The organism is Kitasatospora sp. NPDC101157, from assembly GCF_044768255.1.
Taxonomy (GTDB): Bacteria; Actinomycetota; Actinomycetes; order Streptomycetales; family Streptomycetaceae; genus Kitasatospora.
In genome coordinates, this window is record NZ_JBIWPL010000004.1 from 492,577 (window position 1) to 514,422 (window position 21,846).

24 protein-coding genes are annotated in these 21,846 nt (G+C 67.8%); 6 read left to right on the top strand and 18 right to left on the bottom strand.

The features are described 5' to 3' along the window. Positions 1-318: 318 nt before the first annotated feature. Both ACIRVF_RS12120 and ACIRVF_RS12125 read right to left on the bottom strand, forming a co-directional pair. Positions 319-1,080, bottom strand: coding sequence for a TIGR03936 family radical SAM-associated protein (locus tag ACIRVF_RS12120; protein ID WP_402816196.1), 762 nt, complete (start codon positions 1,078-1,080; stop codon positions 319-321). Between the two features lie 300 nt (positions 1,081-1,380). Beyond that, complete coding sequence (locus ACIRVF_RS12125) at positions 1,381-2,040, bottom strand: hypothetical protein (RefSeq protein ID WP_402816197.1); 660 nt, start codon at positions 2,038-2,040, stop codon at positions 1,381-1,383. A 319-nt stretch (positions 2,041-2,359) separates the two neighbouring features. On the opposite strand from ACIRVF_RS12125, the gene ACIRVF_RS12130 reads away from it, so the two are divergent. Beyond that, a complete protein-coding gene (locus ACIRVF_RS12130) occupies positions 2,360-3,973 on the top strand; it encodes a recombinase family protein (RefSeq protein WP_402816262.1) in 1,614 nt (537 codons plus the stop codon). Positions 3,974-4,143: 170 nt separating this feature from the next. On the opposite strand, the gene ACIRVF_RS12135 is transcribed toward ACIRVF_RS12130, so the two are convergent. From ACIRVF_RS12135 to ACIRVF_RS12155, 5 genes are all read right to left on the bottom strand, one after another. Further along, a complete protein-coding gene (locus ACIRVF_RS12135) occupies positions 4,144-5,598 on the bottom strand; it encodes a replication initiator (protein ID WP_402816198.1) in 1,455 nt (484 codons plus the stop codon). A 155-nt stretch (positions 5,599-5,753) separates the two neighbouring features. Continuing rightward, positions 5,754-5,948, bottom strand: a complete 195-nt coding sequence (locus ACIRVF_RS12140) for a hypothetical protein (RefSeq protein ID WP_402816199.1) — start codon at positions 5,946-5,948, stop codon at positions 5,754-5,756. Further along, positions 5,948-7,252 carry an FtsK/SpoIIIE domain-containing protein gene (locus tag ACIRVF_RS12145; protein WP_402816263.1) on the bottom strand — a complete coding sequence of 435 codons (1,305 nt, stop codon included), beginning with the start codon at positions 7,250-7,252 and terminating at the stop codon, positions 5,948-5,950. Before ACIRVF_RS12145 ends, ACIRVF_RS12140 begins: the two co-directional genes overlap by 1 nt. Continuing rightward, positions 7,252-7,458, bottom strand: coding sequence for a hypothetical protein (locus ACIRVF_RS12150; protein ID WP_402816200.1), 207 nt, complete (start codon positions 7,456-7,458; stop codon positions 7,252-7,254). Before ACIRVF_RS12150 ends, ACIRVF_RS12145 begins: the two co-directional genes overlap by 1 nt. Next, positions 7,458-7,811 carry a hypothetical protein gene (locus tag ACIRVF_RS12155; RefSeq protein ID WP_402816201.1) on the bottom strand — a complete coding sequence of 118 codons (354 nt, stop codon included), beginning with the start codon at positions 7,809-7,811 and terminating at the stop codon, positions 7,458-7,460. Before ACIRVF_RS12155 ends, ACIRVF_RS12150 begins: the two co-directional genes overlap by 1 nt. A gap of 254 nt (positions 7,812-8,065) precedes the next feature. On the opposite strand from ACIRVF_RS12155, the gene ACIRVF_RS12160 reads away from it, so the two are divergent. Beyond that, positions 8,066-8,839 carry a GntR family transcriptional regulator gene (locus tag ACIRVF_RS12160; protein ID WP_402816202.1) on the top strand — a complete coding sequence of 258 codons (774 nt, stop codon included), beginning with the start codon at positions 8,066-8,068 and terminating at the stop codon, positions 8,837-8,839. Positions 8,840-8,898: 59 nt separating this feature from the next. Here ACIRVF_RS12160 and ACIRVF_RS12165 read toward each other — a convergent pair whose 3' ends face one another. Then, positions 8,899-9,543 carry a hypothetical protein gene (locus tag ACIRVF_RS12165; RefSeq protein WP_402816203.1) on the bottom strand — a complete coding sequence of 215 codons (645 nt, stop codon included), beginning with the start codon at positions 9,541-9,543 and terminating at the stop codon, positions 8,899-8,901. Continuing rightward, positions 9,530-9,943 (bottom strand): hypothetical protein, encoded by a 414-nt coding sequence (locus tag ACIRVF_RS12170; RefSeq protein WP_402816204.1) that lies wholly within the window; start codon positions 9,941-9,943, stop codon positions 9,530-9,532. The genes ACIRVF_RS12165 and ACIRVF_RS12170 overlap by 14 nt, the downstream gene beginning before the upstream one ends. A 569-nt stretch (positions 9,944-10,512) precedes the next feature. On the opposite strand from ACIRVF_RS12170, the gene ACIRVF_RS12175 reads away from it, so the two are divergent. Next, positions 10,513-11,664, top strand: a complete 1,152-nt coding sequence (locus ACIRVF_RS12175; protein ID WP_402816205.1) for a hypothetical protein — start codon at positions 10,513-10,515, stop codon at positions 11,662-11,664. Positions 11,665-11,814: 150 nt separating this feature from the next. On the opposite strand, the gene ACIRVF_RS12180 is transcribed toward ACIRVF_RS12175, so the two are convergent. From ACIRVF_RS12180 to ACIRVF_RS12200, 5 genes are all read right to left on the bottom strand, one after another. Then, positions 11,815-12,108 carry a hypothetical protein gene (locus ACIRVF_RS12180; RefSeq protein WP_402816206.1) on the bottom strand — a complete coding sequence of 98 codons (294 nt, stop codon included), beginning with the start codon at positions 12,106-12,108 and terminating at the stop codon, positions 11,815-11,817. Between the two features lie 161 nt (positions 12,109-12,269). Beyond that, complete coding sequence (locus ACIRVF_RS12185) at positions 12,270-12,437, bottom strand: hypothetical protein (protein ID WP_402816207.1); 168 nt, start codon at positions 12,435-12,437, stop codon at positions 12,270-12,272. A gap of 116 nt (positions 12,438-12,553) precedes the next feature. Continuing rightward, positions 12,554-12,868 carry a hypothetical protein gene (locus ACIRVF_RS12190; protein WP_402816208.1) on the bottom strand — a complete coding sequence of 105 codons (315 nt, stop codon included), beginning with the start codon at positions 12,866-12,868 and terminating at the stop codon, positions 12,554-12,556. Then, positions 12,865-13,335: a hypothetical protein gene (locus tag ACIRVF_RS12195; protein WP_402816209.1), complete on the bottom strand. Its 471-nt coding sequence runs from the start codon at positions 13,333-13,335 to the stop codon at positions 12,865-12,867. Before ACIRVF_RS12195 ends, ACIRVF_RS12190 begins: the two co-directional genes overlap by 4 nt. Before the next feature lie 145 nt (positions 13,336-13,480). Further along, the gene (locus tag ACIRVF_RS12200) at positions 13,481-13,945 is read right to left on the bottom strand and encodes an ATP-binding protein (RefSeq protein WP_402816210.1); all 465 of its coding nucleotides are present in this window, start codon (positions 13,943-13,945) and stop codon (positions 13,481-13,483) included. Between the two features lie 171 nt (positions 13,946-14,116). On the opposite strand from ACIRVF_RS12200, the gene ACIRVF_RS12205 reads away from it, so the two are divergent. Both ACIRVF_RS12205 and ACIRVF_RS12210 read left to right on the top strand, forming a co-directional pair. Then, entirely contained in the window at positions 14,117-15,388 is a 1,272-nt protein-coding gene (locus ACIRVF_RS12205; RefSeq protein WP_402816211.1) for a tetratricopeptide repeat protein, read from the top strand. Between the two features lie 25 nt (positions 15,389-15,413). After that, complete coding sequence (locus ACIRVF_RS12210; RefSeq protein WP_402816212.1) at positions 15,414-16,127, top strand: creatininase family protein; 714 nt, start codon at positions 15,414-15,416, stop codon at positions 16,125-16,127. Positions 16,128-16,523: 396 nt separating this feature from the next. Here the strand turns inward: ACIRVF_RS12210 and ACIRVF_RS12215 are convergent, their stop codons facing one another. The 3 genes from ACIRVF_RS12215 to ACIRVF_RS12225 are packed head-to-tail and all read right to left on the bottom strand — an operon-like array spanning position 16,524 to position 19,183. Beyond that, a complete protein-coding gene (locus ACIRVF_RS12215) occupies positions 16,524-17,108 on the bottom strand; it encodes a hypothetical protein (RefSeq protein WP_402816213.1) in 585 nt (194 codons plus the stop codon). Then, complete coding sequence (locus ACIRVF_RS12220) at positions 17,105-18,865, bottom strand: alpha/beta hydrolase (RefSeq protein ID WP_402816214.1); 1,761 nt, start codon at positions 18,863-18,865, stop codon at positions 17,105-17,107. The genes ACIRVF_RS12215 and ACIRVF_RS12220 overlap by 4 nt, the downstream gene beginning before the upstream one ends. Continuing rightward, the gene (locus ACIRVF_RS12225; RefSeq protein ID WP_402816215.1) at positions 18,866-19,183 is read right to left on the bottom strand and encodes a type VII secretion target; all 318 of its coding nucleotides are present in this window, start codon (positions 19,181-19,183) and stop codon (positions 18,866-18,868) included. It lies immediately after the preceding gene. Between the two features lie 63 nt (positions 19,184-19,246). Between ACIRVF_RS12225 and ACIRVF_RS12230 the strand changes: the two genes are divergently transcribed. After that, positions 19,247-19,480, top strand: a complete 234-nt coding sequence (locus ACIRVF_RS12230; RefSeq protein ID WP_402816216.1) for a creatininase family protein — start codon at positions 19,247-19,249, stop codon at positions 19,478-19,480. 318 nt (positions 19,481-19,798) lie between these two features. On the opposite strand, the gene ACIRVF_RS12235 is transcribed toward ACIRVF_RS12230, so the two are convergent. Next, positions 19,799-21,742, bottom strand: coding sequence for a TIGR03960 family B12-binding radical SAM protein (locus tag ACIRVF_RS12235; protein ID WP_402816217.1), 1,944 nt, complete (start codon positions 21,740-21,742; stop codon positions 19,799-19,801). Positions 21,743-21,846 lie beyond the last annotated feature (104 nt).

Here is a 21,846-nt window from a genome sequence, read left to right on the forward strand (position 1 = left end):
ACGCGAGGCCGCACAGGGGCTCGTAGTCTCGCTCGGCGCCCCGCGTTCCGCGGGGTGTCGAAAGTCTTCTGGTCTGACCAGTCTTCTGAGGTTTTCCCAAGCTGAGCCGTCCCCCAACCCCGGGTGGCTCCCGGAAGGGGTCCCGGGCCCACCGACCGTCCTGGTCGGCGGGCCCCGAGAGGCCGGCCTGTGCTGCGACGACGCTCGCTCCCCTGGGGAGCCGCGGGAACCCTGGAGGACCGTCGGTTCCAGTGAGGCACTGGAACCGGCCTCCGCCCCCTAGGCGGACGCGGTAGCGCGCGGCCCGGCGGCCGTTTCTCAGCCGGCCGGGGCCGCGGCGCGGTCGAGCGCCAGCGGGTCGGTCACCGTGCCCGACTCCTCGTCGAGCGGCCCCTGCGCCAGCCTGGTCACCTCTGCGGGGACCGGCGGCGCCAGGTCGGCCGTCGCACGGAGACCGGACAATACGTCGTCGGGTCGTACGGCGGGTGTGGCGTGTCGTACTACCAGGCGCAGTATCGCACAGGGACGGCCGGTCCGAACATCGCGGTCGGTTCCGGCGGCCGTGTCCCTACCACCGTCGACCTGCGGCTCGACGGCCTCCAGCGCCGCCACCGCACCGCGCGCGTCGAAGACCCGCACGCCGTTCTTGGTCCTGCGCTCGACCTCGACCTTCTCTTCGGCGAGGAACGTGCGGACCGCCTTGGCCGCCTGGTCCGGCTCGACACCGTCCAGGCGCACCAGCCACTCGGAGGCCTCCAGCCGCTCCACGAAGTTCGGCGTCCGGACCTCGACCGCGTCGATCACGTCCAGGCCGGCGGGCAGCGACTCGTCCAGCTGCGCCCGCAGCTGCTCGGGGTCGCGCACGGCGGCCAGGCCGATCTCCAGGTACTCCGCTTCACTCGCCACCCCGGTGGGGGCGGCGTTGGCGTAGGACACCTTCGGGTGCGGGGTGAAGCCGGCCGAGTAGGCCATCGGAACGGCGGACCGGCGCAGGGCGCGCTCGAAGGCGCGCTGGAAGTCACGGTGGCTGGTGAAGCGGAGCCGGCCGCGCTTGGTGTAGCGGAGACGAATCCGCTGCACCGTCGGCGCGGGCGGCGGACCGTCGGGCGTACGGCGTGCCAGGGTCGCTCAGTCCTTTAGTCAGTTGTCCCCGTCCGGCGCAGCGCGTTTCCGCCACTGCCCGGACTCTGTCACCTCAAGGGTACGCGCCCCGCCGCCCCCCTCGCTCCGCCCCTGGTCAGCCGCCACCTCGAACCCGCCCCGGCCCCCGCAGCACGAGGGCCCTCCCCGACACCACCCGGGAAGGGCTCCGCACCGGCCCCGAACCCTCCGAGGCCGTGAACTAACTCACACCACAGCTCGCCTACTTGCCGAGTGTCCTCACGGACGGGACCACGTCGCCGGTCCGCCGGGAGCTGGACCTACGGATGCCGGCCCGACGGGCAGACGCGGTGCCCTCGCGACACTGCGGCGGATCAGCAGCTTCGGAGAGGTCGCAAGTTGGCGCATGGCAGCTGCGTTGGTGTGCAGGGCGCCGACCCACCACAAAGCGGTTGTCACGCTCTGCGGGTCGATGTCGGGAACCCCGGAGGCCATCGACGCGATCTCGTCAGGGGTGGTGGGCGGCACGGCGTCGGGGTGGGGTGCGCGTCCGACGCCTCGGCCGCCGCGCGACAGTCGCCGAGCTTCCCGATGTTCCTCGTCAAGCTGCACGAACAGCCCGCGAAGGCCGGACTCGGGCGAGGCAGCGATCAGTTGTTCCCACTGGGCCGGTGACAGGCGACCGGTTTCCGCGATTCCGATGCGGACTTTCCGTGTCGGGTGGACAGCGGCAGCGTCCACGACAGCGTCGGGCAGGTCTCCACGGTGCAGGAACGCGTCCTCACCGCAGTCCAGCAGTCTGAGAAGCAGATCTTCGGGTGCCGCACGGTTGAACCCGAGCCCGGACAACCAGGAAAGGCCCGACCTCCGGTCGACGTCGGTGACTGAGGTCAGCGTGGCCCAGGCCGGGCCGTACGCGGCGGACCGTATCTCTGTCATTCGCGGAAGACTATGCCGAGCACATGCGCAGAGGACCGGAAGTCCGTGGCCGGCAGCAGAGGAGCGTACGCAAGAGCCCTCCCCGAAGGAATCGGGGAGGGCTCTACGCGTGGCCTCAAGGCCTCAGATCCGAGAGGATGTGAAGTCAGTCACACAGCTCGCCGACCGTGCCACTTACGTCGTCGCCTACTTCTGCTGGTCGGCGCCGCCGACGACCGTCAGCGGCAGCAGCTTCTTGCCCGTCGGACCGACCTGAATGTGGGTGTCCATCTGCGGCTATACGAATACGGGCCTAAAACCATGGATAGGTTTCCCCGACATGGCGAAACGCTCCCGTACCGCGCGTGCCGAGCAGCAGAAGGCCTACACCGTCGAAGCCGAGTGGACCCCAGCGGATCTGGCGCTGCTGAAAGAGCTGAAGAAGGCCGAGGCCGCCCTCCCGGCCGACGCGCCCCGGGCTCTGCTCTCAGTCCGTCTCTCCGTGCTTACGGAAGACACCACCTCCCCCGTCCGCCAGGAGCTCGACCTCCGCCGCGAGGCGCTGAACCGCGGCTGCCGCGTGGTCGGCGTCGCCAGCGACCTCAACGTGTCGGCCACGAAGGTGCCGCCATGGAAGCGGAAGCAACTGGGTGAATGGCTGAACAACCGGGCGCCGGAGTTCGACGTGCTCCTGTTCTGGAAGCTCGACCGCTTCATCCGTCGACTGTCCGATCTGAACACCATGATCGACTGGGCGCTGAAGTACGGGAAGAACCTGATCTCCAAGCACGACTCGATCGACCTCACCACGGTCGTCGGCAAGATCATGGTCACGCTGATCGGCGGCATCGCAGAGATCGAGGCCACCAACACCAGCACGCGCGTCGCGAGCCTGTGGGACTACGCGAAGACCCAGTCCGCGTGGCTGGTCGGCAAGCCGGCCTTCGGCTACACCACGGCGGAGGACGAGAACGGGAACGTCGTCCTCGTCATCGAGGCAGATGCCCACAAGGCCCTGCACTGGTGTCGGCGGATGGCCCGTCGTGGCGTGTCCGCCCGCCGCATGGTGCGGCTGCTGAAGCGCGCGGGTCTCGGCAGCGACGGCCTCACTCCGGCCACCCTCCTCCGTCAGCTGCGCAACCCCGCGCTGATGGGCTACCGGGTGGAAGAGGACAAGGTGGGCGGCGTCCGCCGGTCCAAGCTCATCCTCGACAAGGACGGGAAACCCATCCGGGTCGCCGCGGCGATCTTCGAGGACGACGACTTCCACGAGCTCCAGGCAGACCTCGACAAGCGCAGCAGGAACCAGCCGCAGCGCAAGCCGGGCGGAGCCACCAAGTTCCTCGGCGTCCTCATCTGCGTCGACTGCACGACGAACATGACGGTGCAGCTCAACCGCGTCAAGGACCGGGAGTACGCGTATCTACGGTGCCAGGGGTGCAAGGCCGGGGGCGCGGGTTTCCCCAACCCCGAAGGGGTCTACACCAAGCTCGTCAGCGACGTGCTCTCCGTCCTCGGCGATGAGCCCGTGCAGGTCCGGGAGTACGCGCGAGGCGCCGAGGCCCGCGCCAAGGTGGCGCAGCTGGAGCAGTCCGTCGCCTACTACATGACGGAACTCGAACCCGGCGGGCGGTTCACGAAGACCCGGTTCACCCGCGAGCAGGCCGAAGCGACGCTGGACAGGCTGATCGCGGAGCTCGGGGAGATCGACCCCGAGACCACCGAAGACCGATGGGTGAACGTGGCCAACGGCAAGACGTTCCGGCAGCGCTGGGAGGACGGCGGCGTCGAGGCCATGTCGGCCGACCTGCTCAGGGTGGGCATCCGGTGCGAGATCACCCGCACCAAGATCAAGGGCCAGCGCGCGCCAGAGGTGAAGATGAAGCTCAAGATCCCCAAGGACTACCGAGAGCGCCTGATCGTCAAGGAGGACCACTTCGCGGGCAAGCTCTGACGCCCGCGACTGACATGCGACGGCCCCCGGTCATCAAGCCGGGGGCTGTCGTCGTCAGTGCTTGGCGGGGTCGTACGGCTCCTCATTGCCGTCGTCGTCCACGATGACGATCTCACTCTCGACGACCTGCGCAGTCGTCCGGGGCGTGCCCTCAGCCGGGTAGCTCGCGCTCACCGCGGCTCCCGAGACCGATCGGAGCGCACCAGCACTTCGCGCGCGATCTCACGATTTGTGGCGATGTCTTTGGCGATGCCGGCGGCGACGAGCGCTTCGCCGGGAGTGTGACCGGCTCCCACGAAACGCCAGGCACCTTCGACCACGGTCTCGCTGTCCCAGTCGGCATACAGGTCTTGGACGCTGGCCATGGTGTGGACGTGTTCGGCGCGGTCGGCTCGAAGCTGACCGTGGGTGGTGGAGTAGGCCCGCGTCTTGGTGAGGCAGTGCCCCCGGTAGCCGAGCATGTGGGCCCAGGTGCGCAGGCGCAGGTGTTCCAGTTCGGGCAGGCCACCAAGACGCCAGGCGGTAGCGATGAGCGCCCGTACATGCGGCGTCACACGGAGTGCACGTATCTCTGCCAGGGACTCGATGCGGCGATCGACGGCACCGGCAGCCTCGACGCTCTTACTCGTGTACTTGGCGACGTAGGCGGCTACCGCGTCGTCGGTGAGTCGTCTGCCGTCCCCGTTGGCTATCGGATGGGCTTCGAGTTGAGCGCCGAAGCGGAGCCGTCCGCCGTTGTAGGCCGCCGAGTCGGGGCACGGCAGCGCTACAACCGCAGCCGCGGAGTGAACGGTCTCCAGGAGGAGGTCCGCTGTCGCCCAGAGCGGAGGCGGGGAGGCAGGCCCGTTGGGGCCGTCGAAGCGGACGACGGCGTGGAAGTGGACGGCGCCGCGCTTCTGGTATTCGGCGACCTTGGTTGCCGACACCCGGGCCAGCGTGCGCACCTGCGACCGGCCGACGCCCGCCCGGGTGGCGACGTGGTGGTAGAGGTTGTCGCGGAAGGCCTTCCACAGGGCCGGGGCCATGGCGTTCCACAGGACGTGACCCGGGTAGTCGTAGCAGTCGGCGCAGAGCGGTTGCCCGATGAGCGGGTCCGTGTCCAGGTGGGTTCGGCCGCAGCCGTGTCGGCCGCCGTGTTCGCAGCGTCGGCGCCGGGCCGGATGGCATTCGCCGGCGCGGTGGACGGGGCCGAATGAGGGGGCGGTCAGGGTGACGAACAGCCGCGGGTGCGTCCGGACCGTTTCGGGGACTCCTTTACCGCCGATGAGGCCGGAGCGGACGAGGTGGAAGGTGTCGCCGCTGTGCTCGCGCGAGCAGGACGGGCAGCGGGTGGCCCGGCGGTTGCGGCACCGGACCGCGAGCCGGCCGCCGGGTTCGGTGGCGGTCGAGTAGCGGCGCAGGACTTCGCCGGTCTCGGCGTCGAGCGTAGTGGTGTGCCCGGCAAGGTAGACCGGTTCGGCGCAGCCGCCGGTGGCGCGGATCTGGTCGAGCCAGCGGCTCAGGTCCGGCATTTCACCGAGGCGGACCAAGTCACGGTCAACGAGCGGGAGTTGGCGCAGCCGCGCCTCCCGGCTGAGGAGGGCGCGGCGTGCGGTGGGGTCGTTGTGCGGGTTGGTGCGGGTCATGGTGGGTGTCTCCAGGGCCAGGGTTCGCCGGGCCCCGGCCGGGCCTTGTGTGTGGCTCGGCCGGGGGTGGCGTTGGGGCAGGTGGAGCCGGGCCGGCGGGTGGGGGTGGGGCCGCCGGTGGGGATTGGGTGGGTTGGCACGGTGATCACGCGCTTTCAGGTGGTGGTGTGGGTGAGGCCTTGGACGAGCCACATCACGGCGTAGACGACGGGGTCGGCCCAGCCGATGCGGTCGAGGAAGATGCCGAGGACGCCGACGAGGAGGACGTGCCAGAGCTTGAGTTCGCCGGAGCGGAGCAGGAGGTAGGTGACGAGGGCCAGGACGGCGGAGAGGATGACGGCGGTGGCCATCAGAGGTAGACCCCTTCGGTCGGCTCGTCCGCCACGTGGAGGCCGGGCCAGGAGGGTGCGAGGCGGGCGTGCTTCTCGGCGGCGCGGCGGGCCTGTTCGGGGGTGACGTGGACCGAACGCGCTCGGGTCCACTGGCCGTCGGTGTCGGTGGTGATGGCGACGCCCTGTTCGGCGAGGGTGATGCGCTGGGCGGCTTCGAGGGCGTCCTTGTTGAGGTCGCCGAGCGCCATCTCCGCCGTGCCGGGGTCGCTCACCCGGTGGCAGATGCGGCCGGCCAACTGGGCGCGCAGGGCCGTGACGCCGGGGCCGAGGTCTGAGCCGACCCGCTGCCCGGCGATGACGAGGTGGATGCCGAGTGCAGCGCCGAGCTGGGCGAGACGGAGCAGGTTGGTGGAGATCTCGCCGACTTCGGCCTTGTCCTCCCTGGTGGCCATCAGATACAGCTCGGCCACTTCGTCCACGATGACGACGATGGGCATCTTGCGGAGCTTGGCCGGGAGGTCCCAAATCGAGCGGGCCCCGACCGAACGGCACAGCTGCATCCGCGCTTCGGTCTCGGCGACCAGTTCGGCCAGGAGCCGCGCCGCCTCCGCCCGGGTGGAAGCCAGGGCCGAGAGCCGGTCCTCGAACAGGGAAAGTTCCATGCCGCCCTTGAGGTCGATGCCGAACAGGGCGACGCGTTGCGGGGCGAGTTCCTTTACCAGCGAGGCGATCAGGGTGGACTTGCCGGATCGGGTGGCGCCGACGATCAGCCAGTGCGGCGCGCGCCGGAAGTCGATCACCCAGACCCGGCCGTCCTCCAGCAGTCCGACCACCGCCCGCAGCACGCGCTGCTTCAGTTGGTAGGGAACGACGGGGGCCCGAAGCGGGTCCCAGGCGAGCGCGGACAGGGTGACGAACCCGCGTTCGTCGGAGGACAGGCGGACCGCGTGGACCCGCCAGGCGTGGGTGAGCGCTTCGACGGCGGACAGGAAGTGGTCCGGCACCTGCCCGGGGTGCAGCCGCACCGCCACGTCCAGGCCGCCGCGCCGCAGCTTCGGCACACCAAGGCGGGGCGGCACGGGCCGCAGCGGATCACCACGGACCACCATGTCGCCGAGCAGTGCCCGCCCGGGGCGCTTGGCCACCGCGAGGCCGAGATTCGTGGTCAGCCGCCGCCACGTCACCCGGACCCGCACCGCGGCCACCGGGTAGCCGAGCAGGCACCACCACACGTAGGGGTAGTTGCGCCGCAGCCCGGGGGCGGTACTGAGCAGGATGAGCACCGTCGCCAGCAACGCCAGCCAGAGCAGTTGAGCCAGCATCACGGCCGACCCCCGTTCTCCATCGCGGTGTTGTGGGCCTCCGTCTCCAGGTCACGGGCCTGCCCGGCCGCCTTGGTGGCGACGATGGCAATGTGCTCGAACAGCGGGGCACCGTCTTCGTCCCGCCCGAACGGGTCAACCTCTTCGGCCAGGTCGCCGAGTTCACGCAGCAGGCCACGCAGCCGCACGCGCGTCGCGCTGCTCATCAGGCGTCGCCACCCTTGCGCGAGGCCGCCGAGGCCTGGGCGGGGACGGGGGTGATGGCGTCGGCGCGGAAGGACAGGCCGTGCCGGTCCCCCATGGCCCACGAGAAGGCGGTCAGGCCGGTGACGTGCACCCGCACGCCCTCCACGACGCCGACCGGTTCGCCGGACACGCTGATCTCGATGATCGAGGCCCGCCGGCCGTCCTGCCGGACCGCAACGCCGACCGTGTAGACGGTCTGGCCCTCCCGGTCCTTGCGCACCTCGCCGGTCTCGCGGTTCGCGATCCGCGCCTCGGGGGCAACGATGCAGGTCATCGTGCCCAGCCGGGTTCCGTCAACGGGAATGGACTGCATGAGCGCACACTCCTCTGGCACCAAAGGCCGCATGACGTCAGTCGTCAAACATACTTACCTTTGATGGTGAGATGATGCCCTTCCTTGACGCCCCGACGCAAGCGATTCATGCTTACGTTTAACGGCTACCGACTGACGACAGACCTAGACACGTGGCCCGAGCTGGGCAAACGACGACAGACGAACTCTCAAAAACGACACGGAACACGCGAGGCGGGCCTCTCCCCCGGCGCCCGCACCAAGGGGTCAACACCATGGCGATCATCCGGAACGAGGCACTGCACAAGCAGGTGGCGGCGGCGATGCGACAGTCGATCGCCACCGGCGAGTGGCCCCCCGGCACGCAGCTGCCCACTGAGACCGATCTCGCCAACAAGTACGGAGTCTCCCGACCAACCGTCAGGCTCGCTGTCGCCGCCCTTCGCAGCGAGGGCCAGTTGGACGTGAAGCAGGGCCGCGGCACGTTCGTCCGCACCGCCGTCCACGGCCCCACCGCCAGCCTGGACCGCACCGTCACCCATCGGGCCGACGCCTACGAGACCCCCATCGACGCGTGGTTCCAGCAGGGCGAAGAGCCCACCGTTTACCGCACCCGCACGGACGCCATCACCGCGCCACTGCTGGAGACGGACCAGGACGAGCTGATGATCGGCTGCGACCGCCTCCTCACCGACCCCGCCGGCGACGGCCGCGCCCTCCACCGCCTCCTACTCCCGATGGAGCGCATCGAGGCCACCCAGCTCGCCCAACAGCCAGCCGCCACACCGGCCGAGGCCTACGCGGTGCTCGCCGCCGCCGGGCATGACCTCACCTGGCGCGAGCGGGTCAGCGCCCGCGTCCCCCAGCCCGACGAGCGCGAAGCCCTTCAACTCTCCGAAGCCGCCGTCCTCCTGGTCGCCCACCGCATCACCCACGACCAGGCCACAGGACTCCCGCTCATCCTCGAAGAGACCCGCCTCGGCGCCGAGACCACCGGACTGACCTACAACATCGAGGCCCGGAAGCCTAAGCGCACCGCAGCAGTGTGACGACCCAAGCCTGTGAAACTGCTGCGAGCTACCTGCCTACGAGGTGCTGTCCATCTCGGTCAGTTGGCTGCCCGCCTGGCAGCAGCACGCGCCGTCGTAGCGTTGGCAGCTGAGTTCACGCGGGCAGCGTGAGCGCGCCGAGAGACATCCCCGCCGAAGGCGCTCCAGCCGTAGAGCGACGCCAGCACCCCTGCAACAGCCGCAGCCCACGCAGACACTGCCGCCGTGAACTGAGCCATCAGAGCTGGAGGAGTAGCCACCAGACGGCCTCTGGTCTGAGAAGCCGTGATGGCACACCGCTCCGACCAGAGCTCGAAGAACTGAGCAAGGCGGGCAAAGAACGCCGAAATGAGGGCTATCAGTACGTAGGTAAAAACGAAGCCCATACCGATACGCTCGCCAACGCCGGGAACTGTCCCACCTGGGGCCAGCGGCCACCCCATCACCTCGTGGAGGCTGCCATAGCCCAAGCCTGGAGCGAAGATCAGGCAGGCCAGCATCGTGCCGCCCACACCGTCATAGTCGTTCTCATCCGATTGCGGCTGCGGCTGCGGCTGCGGAGCCCCCTCGCCTGACGACGCAGCATCGGAACCCTTCTTGCCGTAGGGCGGTAGGAAGATCTGCAAGAGGCCACCATGGACGTTCCCGCCAACGAACGTGCCAGAGCCATGGTTGTGCTGCTCCTTTGGCTCACCGTCCGCCATCGGGACCGCCACCTTGTTGGATCGTCAGGCCGCCGTACACGCTCCCGCCGATGAAGGTGCCCGATCCCGTGTTGCGCTGGTTCCACACACTCGATACCGGAGACCCAGGTCGCCCAAGGACACCAACTTCACCCAGCAGGTCACGGTGGTCCGACAGGTACTGCGTCAGAATCTCCGTCCATGCCGCAGCCGCGGCCGTCCGCGCTTCATCCCCACCGGAAGACAGCTCAGTCGCAGTCGCGTTGACGGCCTCCATCGCTGCTCGCTGTTCCTGAGGCGTACCACGTCGGAAGAAGTGCGCAACTGTGGCCTGCATCTTTCCGGCACCCCACGTTGTGATGGCCGCAACAAGCGTCCCGGCCGCACCAGTTGCCACTGCCGCGATCTCAGCGTCGTACATGATCGAGAAGATCTCCCCGCCCTGTGGCCGCATCTAGGAGCAAGAACCTACCTCCCAACGCCGACAGTTGGGGCCAGTTCGCCTGAACGGACCGCCGGCGCGAACGCCCGTCGCAACTCTTCTTCACTTACTCAAGCGGCGGCGCATCCGCGCCGCCGGGCGGCCCCAGCCGCCCCGGCCGGGCGTGCGGCCTTGCGGCCGTTCCGGGCCGGGCGCCTGGCCCGCCCAACCAGATCCCACCACCCGCGAAGGCGGTGACCGGGCCGCCGGCTGCCGCGCTACGGCTGCCGCCGGGCGGCTCCACGGTTTTACCCACCTCCCCGGGCAGGGACCCGCGTCGAGCAAGACCGGGGGGCCACTCGGCCAAACTGCGGTCAGGCCCAAAGCCCTGACCGAGTCGCAACAGCTTACGGCCCCCCGATCATGCTCGACCCCACCCCGGACAGGACACCGGCCAAAACCGCTCCACCGCCCTTCGGAGACTAGCTCTGCAAGTCGCGAAACCCCCCTGCCCGCCTGCATGGTGTGCCACCATAGATCAACCCTGATATTACGGCGGGAGAGATTGCATGGATGCGCCTCGCAATAAGAAACCGTTTGCCGAACTCTTTGCCGGCGTCACTGGCGCTGATATCCAAGAGGCAATTCAGAAGTCCGGCTATCCCCTGCAGGCTTCGGTGGCCGACGCCCTGAGGACGAAGCTGGCCGAACATGACCAGCAAGCAGCAATTCAGGAAGAGTGGGCATTCGTCGACCCCGAGACTCAGCAGGCTAGGTCCATTGATATCTTCGCGGACCTCCCAATGTATAAATTCGAAACCGAAGCCAATCGACCTAAAGTGCTTCCCTATCTGACGCTCTTGATGGAATGCAAGCAGAGCGAGCTGCCGTACGTCTTTTTTCTGCGCGGAGACTCGCCGGGGGCGGGCAGCGTCTTCCCTGAGATTTCTGGAATCCAGAATGAAAGCATTCGAGTCTTCAGCAAGGGCGATGAGTATCCGCCAGAATTCTCATACGAGATGAGCATTCACGATGTCCTGGGGGCTTATGATCTTGATTTTCTTGACTCTCCGACTTTCTACGCCATCAGTGCCGCAAAAGCGGTTCGGCGCGGCGGATCGAAGCTGGAGCTGACTGGCGAGGATGCATACCGGGCCATCACGCTTCCGCTACTCAAGGCTGCAGATCATGTCCGCCTCTTGAGTGCGCCGAAGATCTCGGACGACGCGACCCTGCTGCGCTTCATCGTCTGCGTCGCAGTCGTAAAGGCGCCGATGATCGGGAGTTTCCTGCATGACGGGAAGAGTCGCCTCCTCTCCCTGCCCTGGGTACGGAGCAGTCGCCTGGAGCCTATCACCGAGACCTCGAAGAAGGCGCGACTAACCAGCATCGTGAGGCATTACGACATCATCCATGAAAGCTTCCTTCCCGCATATCTGGATCGATTGATTCCAGATATGCGGGAGATCTCCAAGAGGGTCGTAAATATTGGCGAAGTCATTGTCGATGGCTACGGAATGGCGGGTGATGCGGATGAAACATACATGGATATTGAGCCACTCCCCAGCGATCGTCACCAGCACCTTAAAGGGCGGCCCTTCGGGGCGATTCGCCGTGGATCTGGCGGACTCGGAATGCAGATCGAAAATGCATGGCCCGAGGATGAGATCGCGCATATTGATTTTGGCGAATATTGCGATGACCCAGAAGACGTAGACTAGGATTTGTGCCTAGAGCCTTCGGCATGCCTGAATGTTAATTCACCCTCGCTAAGGGAACACCCGAGGTTGGATGAGTGCCCAGGTTGCTTCGGGACGAAGAAGCCAACGAACTCAGGGCCAGTGCAAGCTTGCGCTCACACCGGCCCCCAGTCAGGCCGACTTACCGCGTGCGTGTGCAGCCAGGCACAGCAACTCGTCGAGGCTCATCCACCCTTCGGCGATGCCCACCAGCCGGACCACCGGCCCACCCTGGGCGTCGGTGTCAGCAATCGCCCGCAGCGCCGAGCGCTCTACCCCGCACAAACCCAGCAGCCCGTTCAACTCGTCTGCTGTCCGCCGCGCGGCCCTCCACCCGGCCGCGTAGTCCACGCCCGGCAACCACACCCACGAGTCAGGGTCGAGGCTCGCCGCCAACTCCGCACCGAAGTCGTCGTCCCCGTCCAACAGTCGCTCAACTCCCCTGATCAACAACCGAACCGGCCATCCGTGCACAGACATACCGAGGAGCCCGATACCATCGGCACCGGGTTCCGACCCACCGGACCACCCCTCTCCCGCCAAGGTCACGGGGTGGTCCGGCACGTCTTCAGTTGTCCCTGATCAGGTCAGGTGCGGTCCTGCGTCGCCTCCTCGCAGCCGAAGATCCGCCGGAACAGCTCCGCCTCGCTCAGGCCGATCAGCGGGTCATCAACTCCGGTTTCCTCACGCCAGATGCGCCGCATCAGCTGCGATCGCTGGCCGTCGGCGAAACCGGGTTCGTCGCACCACGCCATCACGTCACGGTGTGCGGCTCGGCGCCCCGGCGAGACAGCCCGCACCGGCCAGGAGAACTGGCCGTCCAGCAGCCACCAAGTCCAGGCCCGGTACCACCAGGTCCGCGGCTGCCGAATCACCGCTGCTCCCCGGGGCCGGCGGAGTACAGGCGGACCACGGTCGGGGTCAGGTCGAGGAAGGCCAGCGCCCGCACCTCCCCGTGCGTCGCGAGCCGGTGCCCGATCGACTGCACCTCCGACGGCCCGAACCTCTCCGTGAAGTAACCCTGCTGGTCCGGGCTGAGCGGCAGCGCGTTCAACGTCTTCAGGAGCGCGGCCATCGCGTCCGGCAACCTGCTGAACCGCGCGGGCGCCGTCACGCCTCGCACTTCCACGATCACCGGGAACGGGTACGGCGCGTTCGACATGGCCGTGTGCAAGGTGTCGGTCATGACCTTCCCTTCCTCTGCGCTCGGTGCTTGACCGCCGGACCGCTCGGCTTTCGTGCCACGACTTCCAGTTCCACCCGCACCCGCACCGAGGGCCGGCCGAACCGGGCCACCTCGCCGACGAACGCCGACGAAGCGGCGAACGGCGTGTCCGCGTCCAGCGTCCACTTCAGGTAGGCGCGGATCGGTGCGATCACCTGAGCCAGCGTCTCCGGCTGGTCGACGGGGATCGCGCACTCCACCGCCGCCAGCAGTGCCTCCAGCGACTCCACGTGCCGCAAAGCACCTTCGGCCATGGACAGCAACTCGGCATGATCCATCTCCGCCAAGGGCGTCCCGGCACGAATCCGCTGCACCTCCCAGTACGCGTCATCGATCCGCCGCTGGCCCAGGCTGAGGGCGATGTGCGGAAACCGATCAGCCGGGCGCGGACAAGCGCCGACGCTCGCAGTCACGGAAACAGCCTTCACGCCGACACCTCCCCCGTGCGGCGCGGGTGCCGGCTGTGGACACCGACCGTCCGACCGTTGACGACGATGTACCAAGTCTCCGCCTTCAACAGCCCCGCCCCGCAGTAGAAGCACCGGGTCTCCGCCGACCCGAACGCCCGCTTCCTCACGTCGCACCACCTCCCGGGCCCACCAGCGCCCAAACGATCTTCCCGATACCTTCCGGACGAGGCATGAAGCCCCACTCCACGGACAGGGCCTCCACCAGGCACAACCCCCGCCCCGACTCGGCATCCAAACCCGTAGACCGCCGGATCGCGGGCTTCTCGCTGCTCGCGTCGTGCACCTCCAGGCGGAGGTGACCGAGCACCATTTCGAAGCGGACACCGATTCGCCGCCCCTTCGGCACCCGGGCGTGCGTCACGGCGTTGGTGACCAACTCGTCAAGCACGACCTGAGCGTCACCCACGAGGGCTTCCCCGCCGGGCAGGCCTGCAAGGAAGTCACGAAGGTGAACCCGGGCCACTCCGGCGGACTTGCGGTGGCGGGTGAGCATCGCCTCGAACGCGGCTATCGCACCGTCCGACTCAAGCGACTCAGCAACGCCCCGGGGTTCTTCCAGGCTGATCAAGTGCACCAGCCTCCCGGTGCCCAAAGGGGAGGCCGAACCTGGACGTTCCAGCCCTTGACACCAGGTTGCCGAGAGGGATTGCGCACTTCGTACCCAAGGCGATTACCCACTGTGGGTAAACTCACAGGTAATCAACTTTCTTGAAGTGGCTGCTCAACAGCGGGGGCAGTGGTGACCGAGGCGCGCGTTCCGGACCGGCTCCCGCCGAGCCTGCTGTCCAACCCGGAGATGATCGCCGCCTGCCGAAGACGAGACTTCGCCACCGTGTTCAGGCTGCTCAAGCTGGCCGGGATCTACCCCTCGCTCATCGCTCGCGCCTGCGACATGACACCGAGCCGAGTCGGCGAGGTCATGGTGGGAAAGCCCAAGATCGAGAAGATCGATCTCATCGAGCGCATCGCAGACGGGCTGCACATCCCCGGGCACATGCTCGGGTTGGCCTCCCGGGAATGGGAGCAGGAAGCAGCAGCCCCACAGCTCCGGCACCGAGCACCCGAGCCGTCCGCCGGCGGGCAGAGCCTCAGCGCGCCGCTCGACCCCGAGTTCTTCGTCAGCCATCTGCGCGGCGTCATGCCCGGTCACTACAAGGCTGCCAACCTGCTCGGTTCTCGCCACGCGCTCGACGCGGTGACACGGCATGTCCAGTTGCTCGACCGCCTCCAGCAGAACGCGGGAGGCCGCGCACGAGACGAGCTCCTCACCATCGGCGCCCGCACGGCGGAGTTCCTGGGCTGGTTGAACCAGGATCTCGGAGACTTCGGCCAGGCGCTGTACTGGTCGGACCGCGCCATGGAGTGGGCGCAGGAGGCCGCGGATGACGTCATGGCCGCCTACGTGCTCTTCCGCAAGAGCAACCAGGCCACTGCTCAACGCAACGCGCAGAAGGCGGTCAGCCTTGCCCGCGCCGCTCAACGGTCGGCCGGCGCCACACTGCGCATCCGCGCGCTAGCCGCCCAGCAGGAGGCCCAGGGCCACGCGCTCATGGGTAACCCTCGCTTCGCACAAGCCAAGTTCGATGAGGCCCACGAACTCGCCGCCGAACCGGATGACTCGCACGCAGACGACGCGCTTGATCTGGCGTACTGCACACCGACCTACATCGAGATGCAGCGGGCGAACTGCCTGATCGAACTCGGCGATCCGCGAACGGCCGTCGACATGTTCGAGGCCGAGCTTCAAATCCTGCCGCCGATCTACCGCAACGACCAGGGCGTGTACCTCTCACGGCTGGCGCGCGCCTACGCGGTGTCCGGCGAACCGGAGCAGGCGGCGGCCGCAGCCGACCGGGCGCTGTCGATCGCCATCGACACCGAGTCCGCCCGAGCCATGTCCGAACTGTCCGCAGCGGGCAATGCCCTCCAGCAGTGGCGATCTGTGCCCGAAGTGGCCGTGTTCACCGGCCGTTTGACCCTGATGAGCAGCGGGAGCCCTCTCGACCGCTGACGACCCGATAAGAGAGGCTGGGCCCATGGACGCACTGATCACGGCCGCCACTTCCGCAGACGAACGCCGGCGCGGCGCCAAGGTCGCCGTACTGCCGGTCGGCAGCTTCGAGCAGCACGGCGATCACCTGCCGCTCACCACCGACACCGTCGTCGCCAGTCTGATCGCCCAGAAGATCGCCACCGACTACGACCTGTTCCTCCTGCCGCCCATAACGCTGTCCTGCTCGCACGAGCACGCCCACATGCCAGGCACCGTCAGCATCAGCGCCGCCACGCTCTACGCCGTGATCAACGACATCTGGAAGTCCCTCCAGGCTTCCGGCGTCCCCGGCCTGCTCATCGTGAACGGCCACGGCGGTAACTACGTCCTCTCCAACGTCGTCCAGGAGGCCAACACCTCCGGCCCGCGCGTCGCACTCTTCCCAGTCCGGGAAGACTGGCACCGGGCCCGCGAGGCCGCCGCCCTGGAGAGCAGCGGCGCCGAGGACATGCACGGCGGCGAACTGGAGGTGTCGCTCCTCCTCCACGGCGCTCCCCACCTCATCCGCGAAGGCATCGAGCAGGACGACCACGACGCCCCGGAGCGCCCACATCTCCTCACCCTGGGCATGGCTGGCTACACCCAGAACGGCATCATCGGCCGCCCGTCACTTGGAACCGCCGAGCAGGGCAAGGCCCTCCTGGAGAGCCTGTCCAAGTCGGCCGCCGCACACCTGTCACTCATAGGTGGTAGCTGACAGCTAATGGTTGCCACTCGAAGGTGGGCGAGTTCGAGCAGGGCAGTACCGCCCCAACGCGCACAGCGCCCTCCTCGGCAAATCGGGGAGGGCACTGTGCTGCGCGGGTTTTGCCTCGGCTCGGTATGAGACCGGCCGCCGATCCTCGCCTGTTGTCTGCTCAGCAGACCTTACGAAGCGTGACATCCATCGACGCACCCAGCTTTCGCCATCCGCGCTGGACTCGTGACGGGCAACCTGGATCATGCCACCGTCCGTGATCGTCCCGGTGCAGCCCCCTCACCGAGCCACCTGATCACCAGTCACACGGCTGGCTCACCGTGTCACCCACGCTGCCGCCCCCTTCTGTTGGCCAGCTCCACCAACGACCGTCAGCGGCAGCATCGTCCTGCCAGATCAATGTGACCAGTATGGGTCCTCGGTCAGTGTCACCGCTTCGGTAGTCGATCCGTCCGGGGCTCCACTTGGGCGGCTGAACGGGGAGAGATGCACATACGGGCCAAGGCTGACGCGCAGGGTTGCGCGCCCGTCCGACGAGATGTCCAGCTGGATCTCGCTGCCGTCCCCAGTCGTGGCCTTGACGGTGGACGCTGTGTCGGTGGAACGAGTTGTCCGGTAGCCGAGGTGCTTCCATCGGGCCTCGACCTTGTCCGACAACTCGACGGCCTTGGAGGGGGAGATCCGGGTCACGATCTGGCCGGTCTCGTTGATGTGATGCTTGTCGACTTCGTCGTTGAGCCCGGTGTCGTACTGTTTGCCCTCGATCGAGCCATAGGCCATCCGGACATGCGGTTCGACGCCGGCGGTGGTCGCTTCCAGCATTCGGTCGAGCTTCGCCACCCCCTCGCGCATCGGCATGTCCGCGGGTTGACGTACGTCCCACCAGCCGTAGGCGATCCAGCAGGCGAACCCTGCCAACAGCAGCACGGTGACACCCAGCACCCGCAAGCAACCGCCGCGAACACCGCCTTCCCCGCTCATCGGGGCGGTACCGTCACGACACGGTCGCCGTGACCGCTCACGACCTGGGCGATGGCCTGCAGGGACTCGTTCGGTTCGATCGTCCCGTCGGGGTGGCGGACGATCACCGAGGTCTTGGTACCGTCCGGGTTGTACGCCTCCTCCTCGCGGGCGTCGAAGTAGAGGGAGTGCGCCGGGATGTCACCCCCCACAGCTCCCGTCCACCCCTTGTCCGGCCCGTCCGGAGCGCCGAACCGCTTCGCCCCGAACTCGGCGCTGGCCGGATCCGTGCCGAACCACAGCGTGTTGGGGTCGGGGGTCAGGTCGGGGATCTGCGCCACCTTGTCGTTCTTGGCCGCAGCCGCGTAGACGTGTCCGTCCTGGACACCGAGGTCGGAGGCCTTGTGGAGGTCCATCCCCGGGCTGCCGATGATCACCACGTCGTCGGAGTACAGGCCGCCCGGCAGCTTGGACGCCTCGCCGGCGGTCAGGGACCCGTAGCTGTGCGCCACCGTCGTGACGTGGGCGGGTACGGCGCCATCGTGCGTGGCGCGCAGGCTTTGCATGAAGGCGTTGTACGCCCTGCCGCCCTCTTTCGCGTTGTCGGTGCCCGTGACCTTGAGGTCGTTGGTGGGGTCGTTGCCGTCGACGTTGATCTGGGGCGCGTCGTAGTCGAGCCAGACGATGGACGCGTTCTTCTTCGTGGGGTCGTTCTGGGTGGCCGCGTCGTAGATGTTGCGCGCACGTTGGACGTCGTTGTTGACGAAGTGCCCGTCGAGCTTGGTGTTCAGACCTGGCACGTACGCCGACACGTTGTCCGCGGTGTCCGGATTGCCGTAGGAGACGATCGCCCGGCCGTGGGACTCCATGCCGACTCCGAGGAGGAACATTGGAGGCTGCTTGGTCTTGGGGTCGGTGTCGTTGAGATGGGCGTCGTTGGCGGCGAGCTTGTCCCGGAGCGCCTTCAGGCCCTCCAGCTTGCTGTCGTCGTAACCCGACGGGTGCGGCTTCTGCTCCAGGTACTTGATCATCCCGTCCAGCTGCGCGCGGTTGGCCTTGTCCCGCACCTCCGAGGGGATGCCGTTGCGACCGCCAAGGAGGTCCGGATGCAGGGTCAGCATCTTCTGCTGCTCGTCCGGGGTCAGCCCCTTCCACCAGGCATTGACCTCGGCGGCAGTGGCGTCCTTGCCTGGCCATCCGAGATTCCTCAGTCCCTCGTCGAGAGAGTTGACGGCATCGAGCTGGAGCTGCGCCGCCTCGGGATTGAGCCCGTCGAAGGTCGCCAACTGGGCGATTGCATTGAGGCGTAGCGCGACCTTCTGATCGACCGCGTCCGCTTCGGCTATCGCCTTGCTGATCCGCTCAGCCAGGGCGCTGGCCCGCTTCGGGGCGTCGTAATCGGTATCGTGCTGCTCCGCCGTGCTCGGCTTGGGATACGTGACCGACCCGTCGGCGCCGACCGTGAACTCCGCCTTCCGGGCTTCTTCCAACGCCTCGATCAGCTTGGACTGTGCGAGCTCGAACGCCTCGGCGGCATGGCGCAACAGCGCGCTCGTCGCCTGCATCGCCACGTACGAGCCGTCCAGCGAGTTGTTCGTCTGCTTCAGCTTGGTGCTCGCGGCCTTCCCGGCGGTCCCCGACCAGTTGGTCCCGACCCAGCGGGAGGTCTCCTTCACCGCCTCGAAGTGGGCGTGGTTGGCCTTCCCAAGGGAGTCGTAGGCGGTGGCGAGAGCGGCCAGATGCGAGGGCTGCGCGTTTTCCAGCTGGTACAGGTCCATCTACTTGCCCCCGTAGACCAGGCTCTTGTGCACGGCCTCATCCACGCCGTCATAGCTATCCGCCGCGGTGACCATGTTTTTCCCGTTGTCACCAATGTCCTTGGCGAGTTGGCGCTGCCCCTTCTCCCACGCCTCCGTGCACGCCGTGATCGCGGCGCCGGAGAGCCAGCCGCTCAGACCCGCCGCGGCCTCATCCGAGGGCTTGTGCACCCGGGCCAACTCGGCCGGCATCTGCTCTGCGATGTCGTGGCACTGCTTTCCGACCTTCCTCAGGCCGTTGGTGTCCACCTTCAGCGCGTCGTCGCTCTTACCGCTCACTCGTCACATCCGGTACGTGTGGGATCGACTACTCCGTTCGGAGTCGATCGAACCAGGAGTCGAGTGGTCGCGCCTGAGTACGAATACTCAACTGCTCATGGCCGCCACCTCCGCAACGAACGCCGGCACGGCGCCAAGATCGCCGTACTGCCGATCGGCAGCTTCGAACAGCACGGCGATCACCTGCCCCTGACCACCGACACCGTCGTCGCCAGCCTGATCGCCCAGCGGATCGCCACCGACTACGACCTGTTCCTCCTGCCGCCCATCACGCTGCCCCGCTCACACAGGGCGTAGCTGACATCCGTCGGCCATCGCCCGAAAGCGGGCAGCACCCCCAATCACAAGAGCCCTCCCCGACAGAATCGGGGAGGGCTCCCATGCGTTGCTCAAGCGGTCAGACCCACTCGATCGAGGACTCGATGCCCGGGGCACTCCGGGCGGCGGGCAGAGGGGTCCTCTGGCCGCCCTGCCGGGCCTCCCGGACGGAGGCGGCAGGCCCGCCCGGGGCACGCATCATGTCGAGCGCACCCAGGACGAGCTCCCGCTCACCCTCCGAGAGGCCGTGAAGTAAGTCACACAGCTCGCTCACCGCGTCACCCACGTCGCCGCCGCCTACTTCTGCTGCTCAGCGCCGTTGACTACAGTCAGGGGCAGCAACTTCTTGCCCGTCGGGCCGATTTGTATGGCCGTGTCCATCTGCGGGCACACGCCGCAGTCGAAGCACGGCGTCCAGCGGCAGTCGTCGACCTCGACCTCCTCCAGGGCGTCCTGCCAGTCCTCCCACAGCCAGTCCTTGTCGAGGCCGCTGTCCAGGTGGTCCCAGGGCAGCACCTCCTCGTAGGTGCGCTCGCGGGTGGTGTACCAGTCGACGTCGACACCGGTGCCGGCCAGGCCCTTCTCGGCGGAGGCCATCCAGCGGTCGTACGAGAAGTACTCGCGCCAGCCGTCGAAGCGGCCGCCGTCCTCGTAGACCGCGCGGATGACCGCGCCGACGCGCCGGTCGCCGCGGGAGAGCAGGCCCTCGACGATGCCGGGCTTGCCGTCGTGGTAGCGGTAGCCGATGTTCTTGCCGTACTTGCGGTCGCCGCGGATCGAGTCGCGCAGCTTGGCCAGGCGGGCGTCGGTGGCCTCGGCGGACAGCTGCGGGGCCCACTGGAACGGGGTGTGCGGCTTGGGCACGAACCCGCCGATGGAGACGGTGCAGCGGATGTCGTTCTGGCCGGTGACCTCGCGGCCCTTCTGGATGACGTTCTTCGCCATCTCGCCGATCTGGAGCACGTCCTCGTCGGTCTCGGTGGGCAGGCCGCACATGAAGTACAGCTTCACCTGGCGCCAGCCGTTGCCGTAGGCGGTGGCGACGGTGCGGATCAGGTCCTCCTCCGACACCATCTTGTTGATCACCTTGCGCATGCGCTCGCTGCCGCCCTCGGGGGCGAAGGTGAGCCCGGAGCGGCGCCCGTTGCGGGACAGCTCGTTGGCGAGGTCGATGTTGAAGGCGTCGACGCGGGTGGACGGCAGCGAGAGGCCGATCTTGTCCTCGGTGTAGCGGTCCGCCAGGCCCTTGGCGATGTCGCCGATCTCGGTGTGGTCGGCGCTGGAGAGCGACAGCAGGCCGACCTCCTCGAAGCCGGTCGCCTTGAGCCCGCGCTCGACCATCTCGCCGATGCCGGTGATGCTTCGCTCCCGCACGGGGCGCGTGATCATGCCGGCCTGGCAGAAGCGGCAGCCGCGGGTGCAGCCGCGGAAGATCTCCACGGACATCCGCTCGTGCACCGTCTCCGCGAGCGGGACGAGCGGCTGCTTCGGGTACGGCCACTCGTCGAGATCCATCACGGTGTGCTTGGACACCCGCCACGGCACGCCCGGGGCGTTCGGCACGACGCGACCGATCCGGCCGTCGGCCAGGTACTCCACGTCGTAGAACTTGGGCACGTACACCCCGCCGGTACGGGCCAGGCGCAGCAGCAGCTCGTCGCGGCCGCCCGGGCGGCCCTCGGCCTTCCAGGCGCGGATGATCTCCGTGATGTCGAGCACGGCCTGCTCGCCGTCGCCGATCACCGCGCAGTCCAGGAAGTCCGCGATCGGCTCCGGGTTGAAGGCCGCGTGGCCGCCGGCGAGGACGATCGGGTCGTCCTCGGTGCGGTCCTTGGCCTCCAGCGGGATGCCGGCCAGGTCGAGCGCGGTCAGCATGTTGGTGTAGCCGAGCTCGGTGGAGAAGGACAGCCCGAACACGTCGAAGGCCTTCACCGGCCGGTGGGCGTCCACCGTGAACTGCGGGACGCGGTGCTCGCGCATCAGCGCTTCGAGGTCCGGCCAGACGCTGTAGGTGCGCTCGGCCAGCACGCCCTCGCGCTCGTTCAGCACCTCGTAGAGGATCATGACGCCCTGGTTGGGCAGCCCGACCTCGTAGGCGTCGGGATACATCAGCGCCCAGCGGACGTCGCAGGCGTCCCAGTCCTTGACGGTCGAGTTGAGCTCGCCGCCGACGTACTGGATCGGCTTCTGGACGTGCGGGAGGAGTGCCTCCAGGCGTGGGAAGACCGATTCGACAGTCATGTACTAGGAACCCTTACGACGTGATTCGGTGCCGCGAGCCGGCACGGGAGGGGTGACCCTCAAGGGTAGCCCAATCCGGGGATCGACCCGTCTGCGCCGGAGCC

Bases quoted from the DNA above. Each gene is read 5' to 3' on its own strand.
- ACIRVF_RS12130 (WP_402816262.1), top strand. From the start codon at position 2,360: ATGGCGAAACGCTCCCGTACCGCGCGTGCCGAGCAGCAGAAGGCCTAC.
- ACIRVF_RS12145 (WP_402816263.1), bottom strand. From the start codon at position 7,252: ATGCTGGCTCAACTGCTCTGGCTGGCGTTGCTGGCGACGGTGCTCATC.
- ACIRVF_RS12165 (WP_402816203.1), bottom strand. From the start codon at position 9,543: ATGGCGGACGGTGAGCCAAAGGAGCAGCACAACCATGGCTCTGGCACG.
- ACIRVF_RS12160 (WP_402816202.1), top strand. From the start codon at position 8,066: ATGGCGATCATCCGGAACGAGGCACTGCACAAGCAGGTGGCGGCGGCG.
- ACIRVF_RS12215 (WP_402816213.1), bottom strand. From the start codon at position 17,108: ATGAGCGGGGAAGGCGGTGTTCGCGGCGGTTGCTTGCGGGTGCTGGGT.
- ACIRVF_RS12140 (WP_402816199.1), bottom strand. From the start codon at position 5,948: ATGGCCACCGCCGTCATCCTCTCCGCCGTCCTGGCCCTCGTCACCTAC.
- ACIRVF_RS12235 (WP_402816217.1), bottom strand. From the start codon at position 21,742: ATGACTGTCGAATCGGTCTTCCCACGCCTGGAGGCACTCCTCCCGCAC.
- ACIRVF_RS12170 (WP_402816204.1), bottom strand. From the start codon at position 9,943: ATGTACGACGCTGAGATCGCGGCAGTGGCAACTGGTGCGGCCGGGACG.
- ACIRVF_RS12210 (WP_402816212.1), top strand. From the start codon at position 15,414: ATGGACGCACTGATCACGGCCGCCACTTCCGCAGACGAACGCCGGCGC.
- ACIRVF_RS12125 (WP_402816197.1), bottom strand. From the start codon at position 2,040: ATGACAGAGATACGGTCCGCCGCGTACGGCCCGGCCTGGGCCACGCTG.
- ACIRVF_RS12190 (WP_402816208.1), bottom strand. From the start codon at position 12,868: ATGACCGACACCTTGCACACGGCCATGTCGAACGCGCCGTACCCGTTC.
- ACIRVF_RS12185 (WP_402816207.1), bottom strand. From the start codon at position 12,437: ATGGCGTGGTGCGACGAACCCGGTTTCGCCGACGGCCAGCGATCGCAG.
- ACIRVF_RS12135 (WP_402816198.1), bottom strand. From the start codon at position 5,598: ATGACCCGCACCAACCCGCACAACGACCCCACCGCACGCCGCGCCCTC.
- ACIRVF_RS12220 (WP_402816214.1), bottom strand. From the start codon at position 18,865: ATGGACCTGTACCAGCTGGAAAACGCGCAGCCCTCGCATCTGGCCGCT.
- ACIRVF_RS12175 (WP_402816205.1), top strand. From the start codon at position 10,513: ATGGATGCGCCTCGCAATAAGAAACCGTTTGCCGAACTCTTTGCCGGC.
- ACIRVF_RS12155 (WP_402816201.1), bottom strand. From the start codon at position 7,811: ATGCAGTCCATTCCCGTTGACGGAACCCGGCTGGGCACGATGACCTGC.
- ACIRVF_RS12150 (WP_402816200.1), bottom strand. From the start codon at position 7,458: ATGAGCAGCGCGACGCGCGTGCGGCTGCGTGGCCTGCTGCGTGAACTC.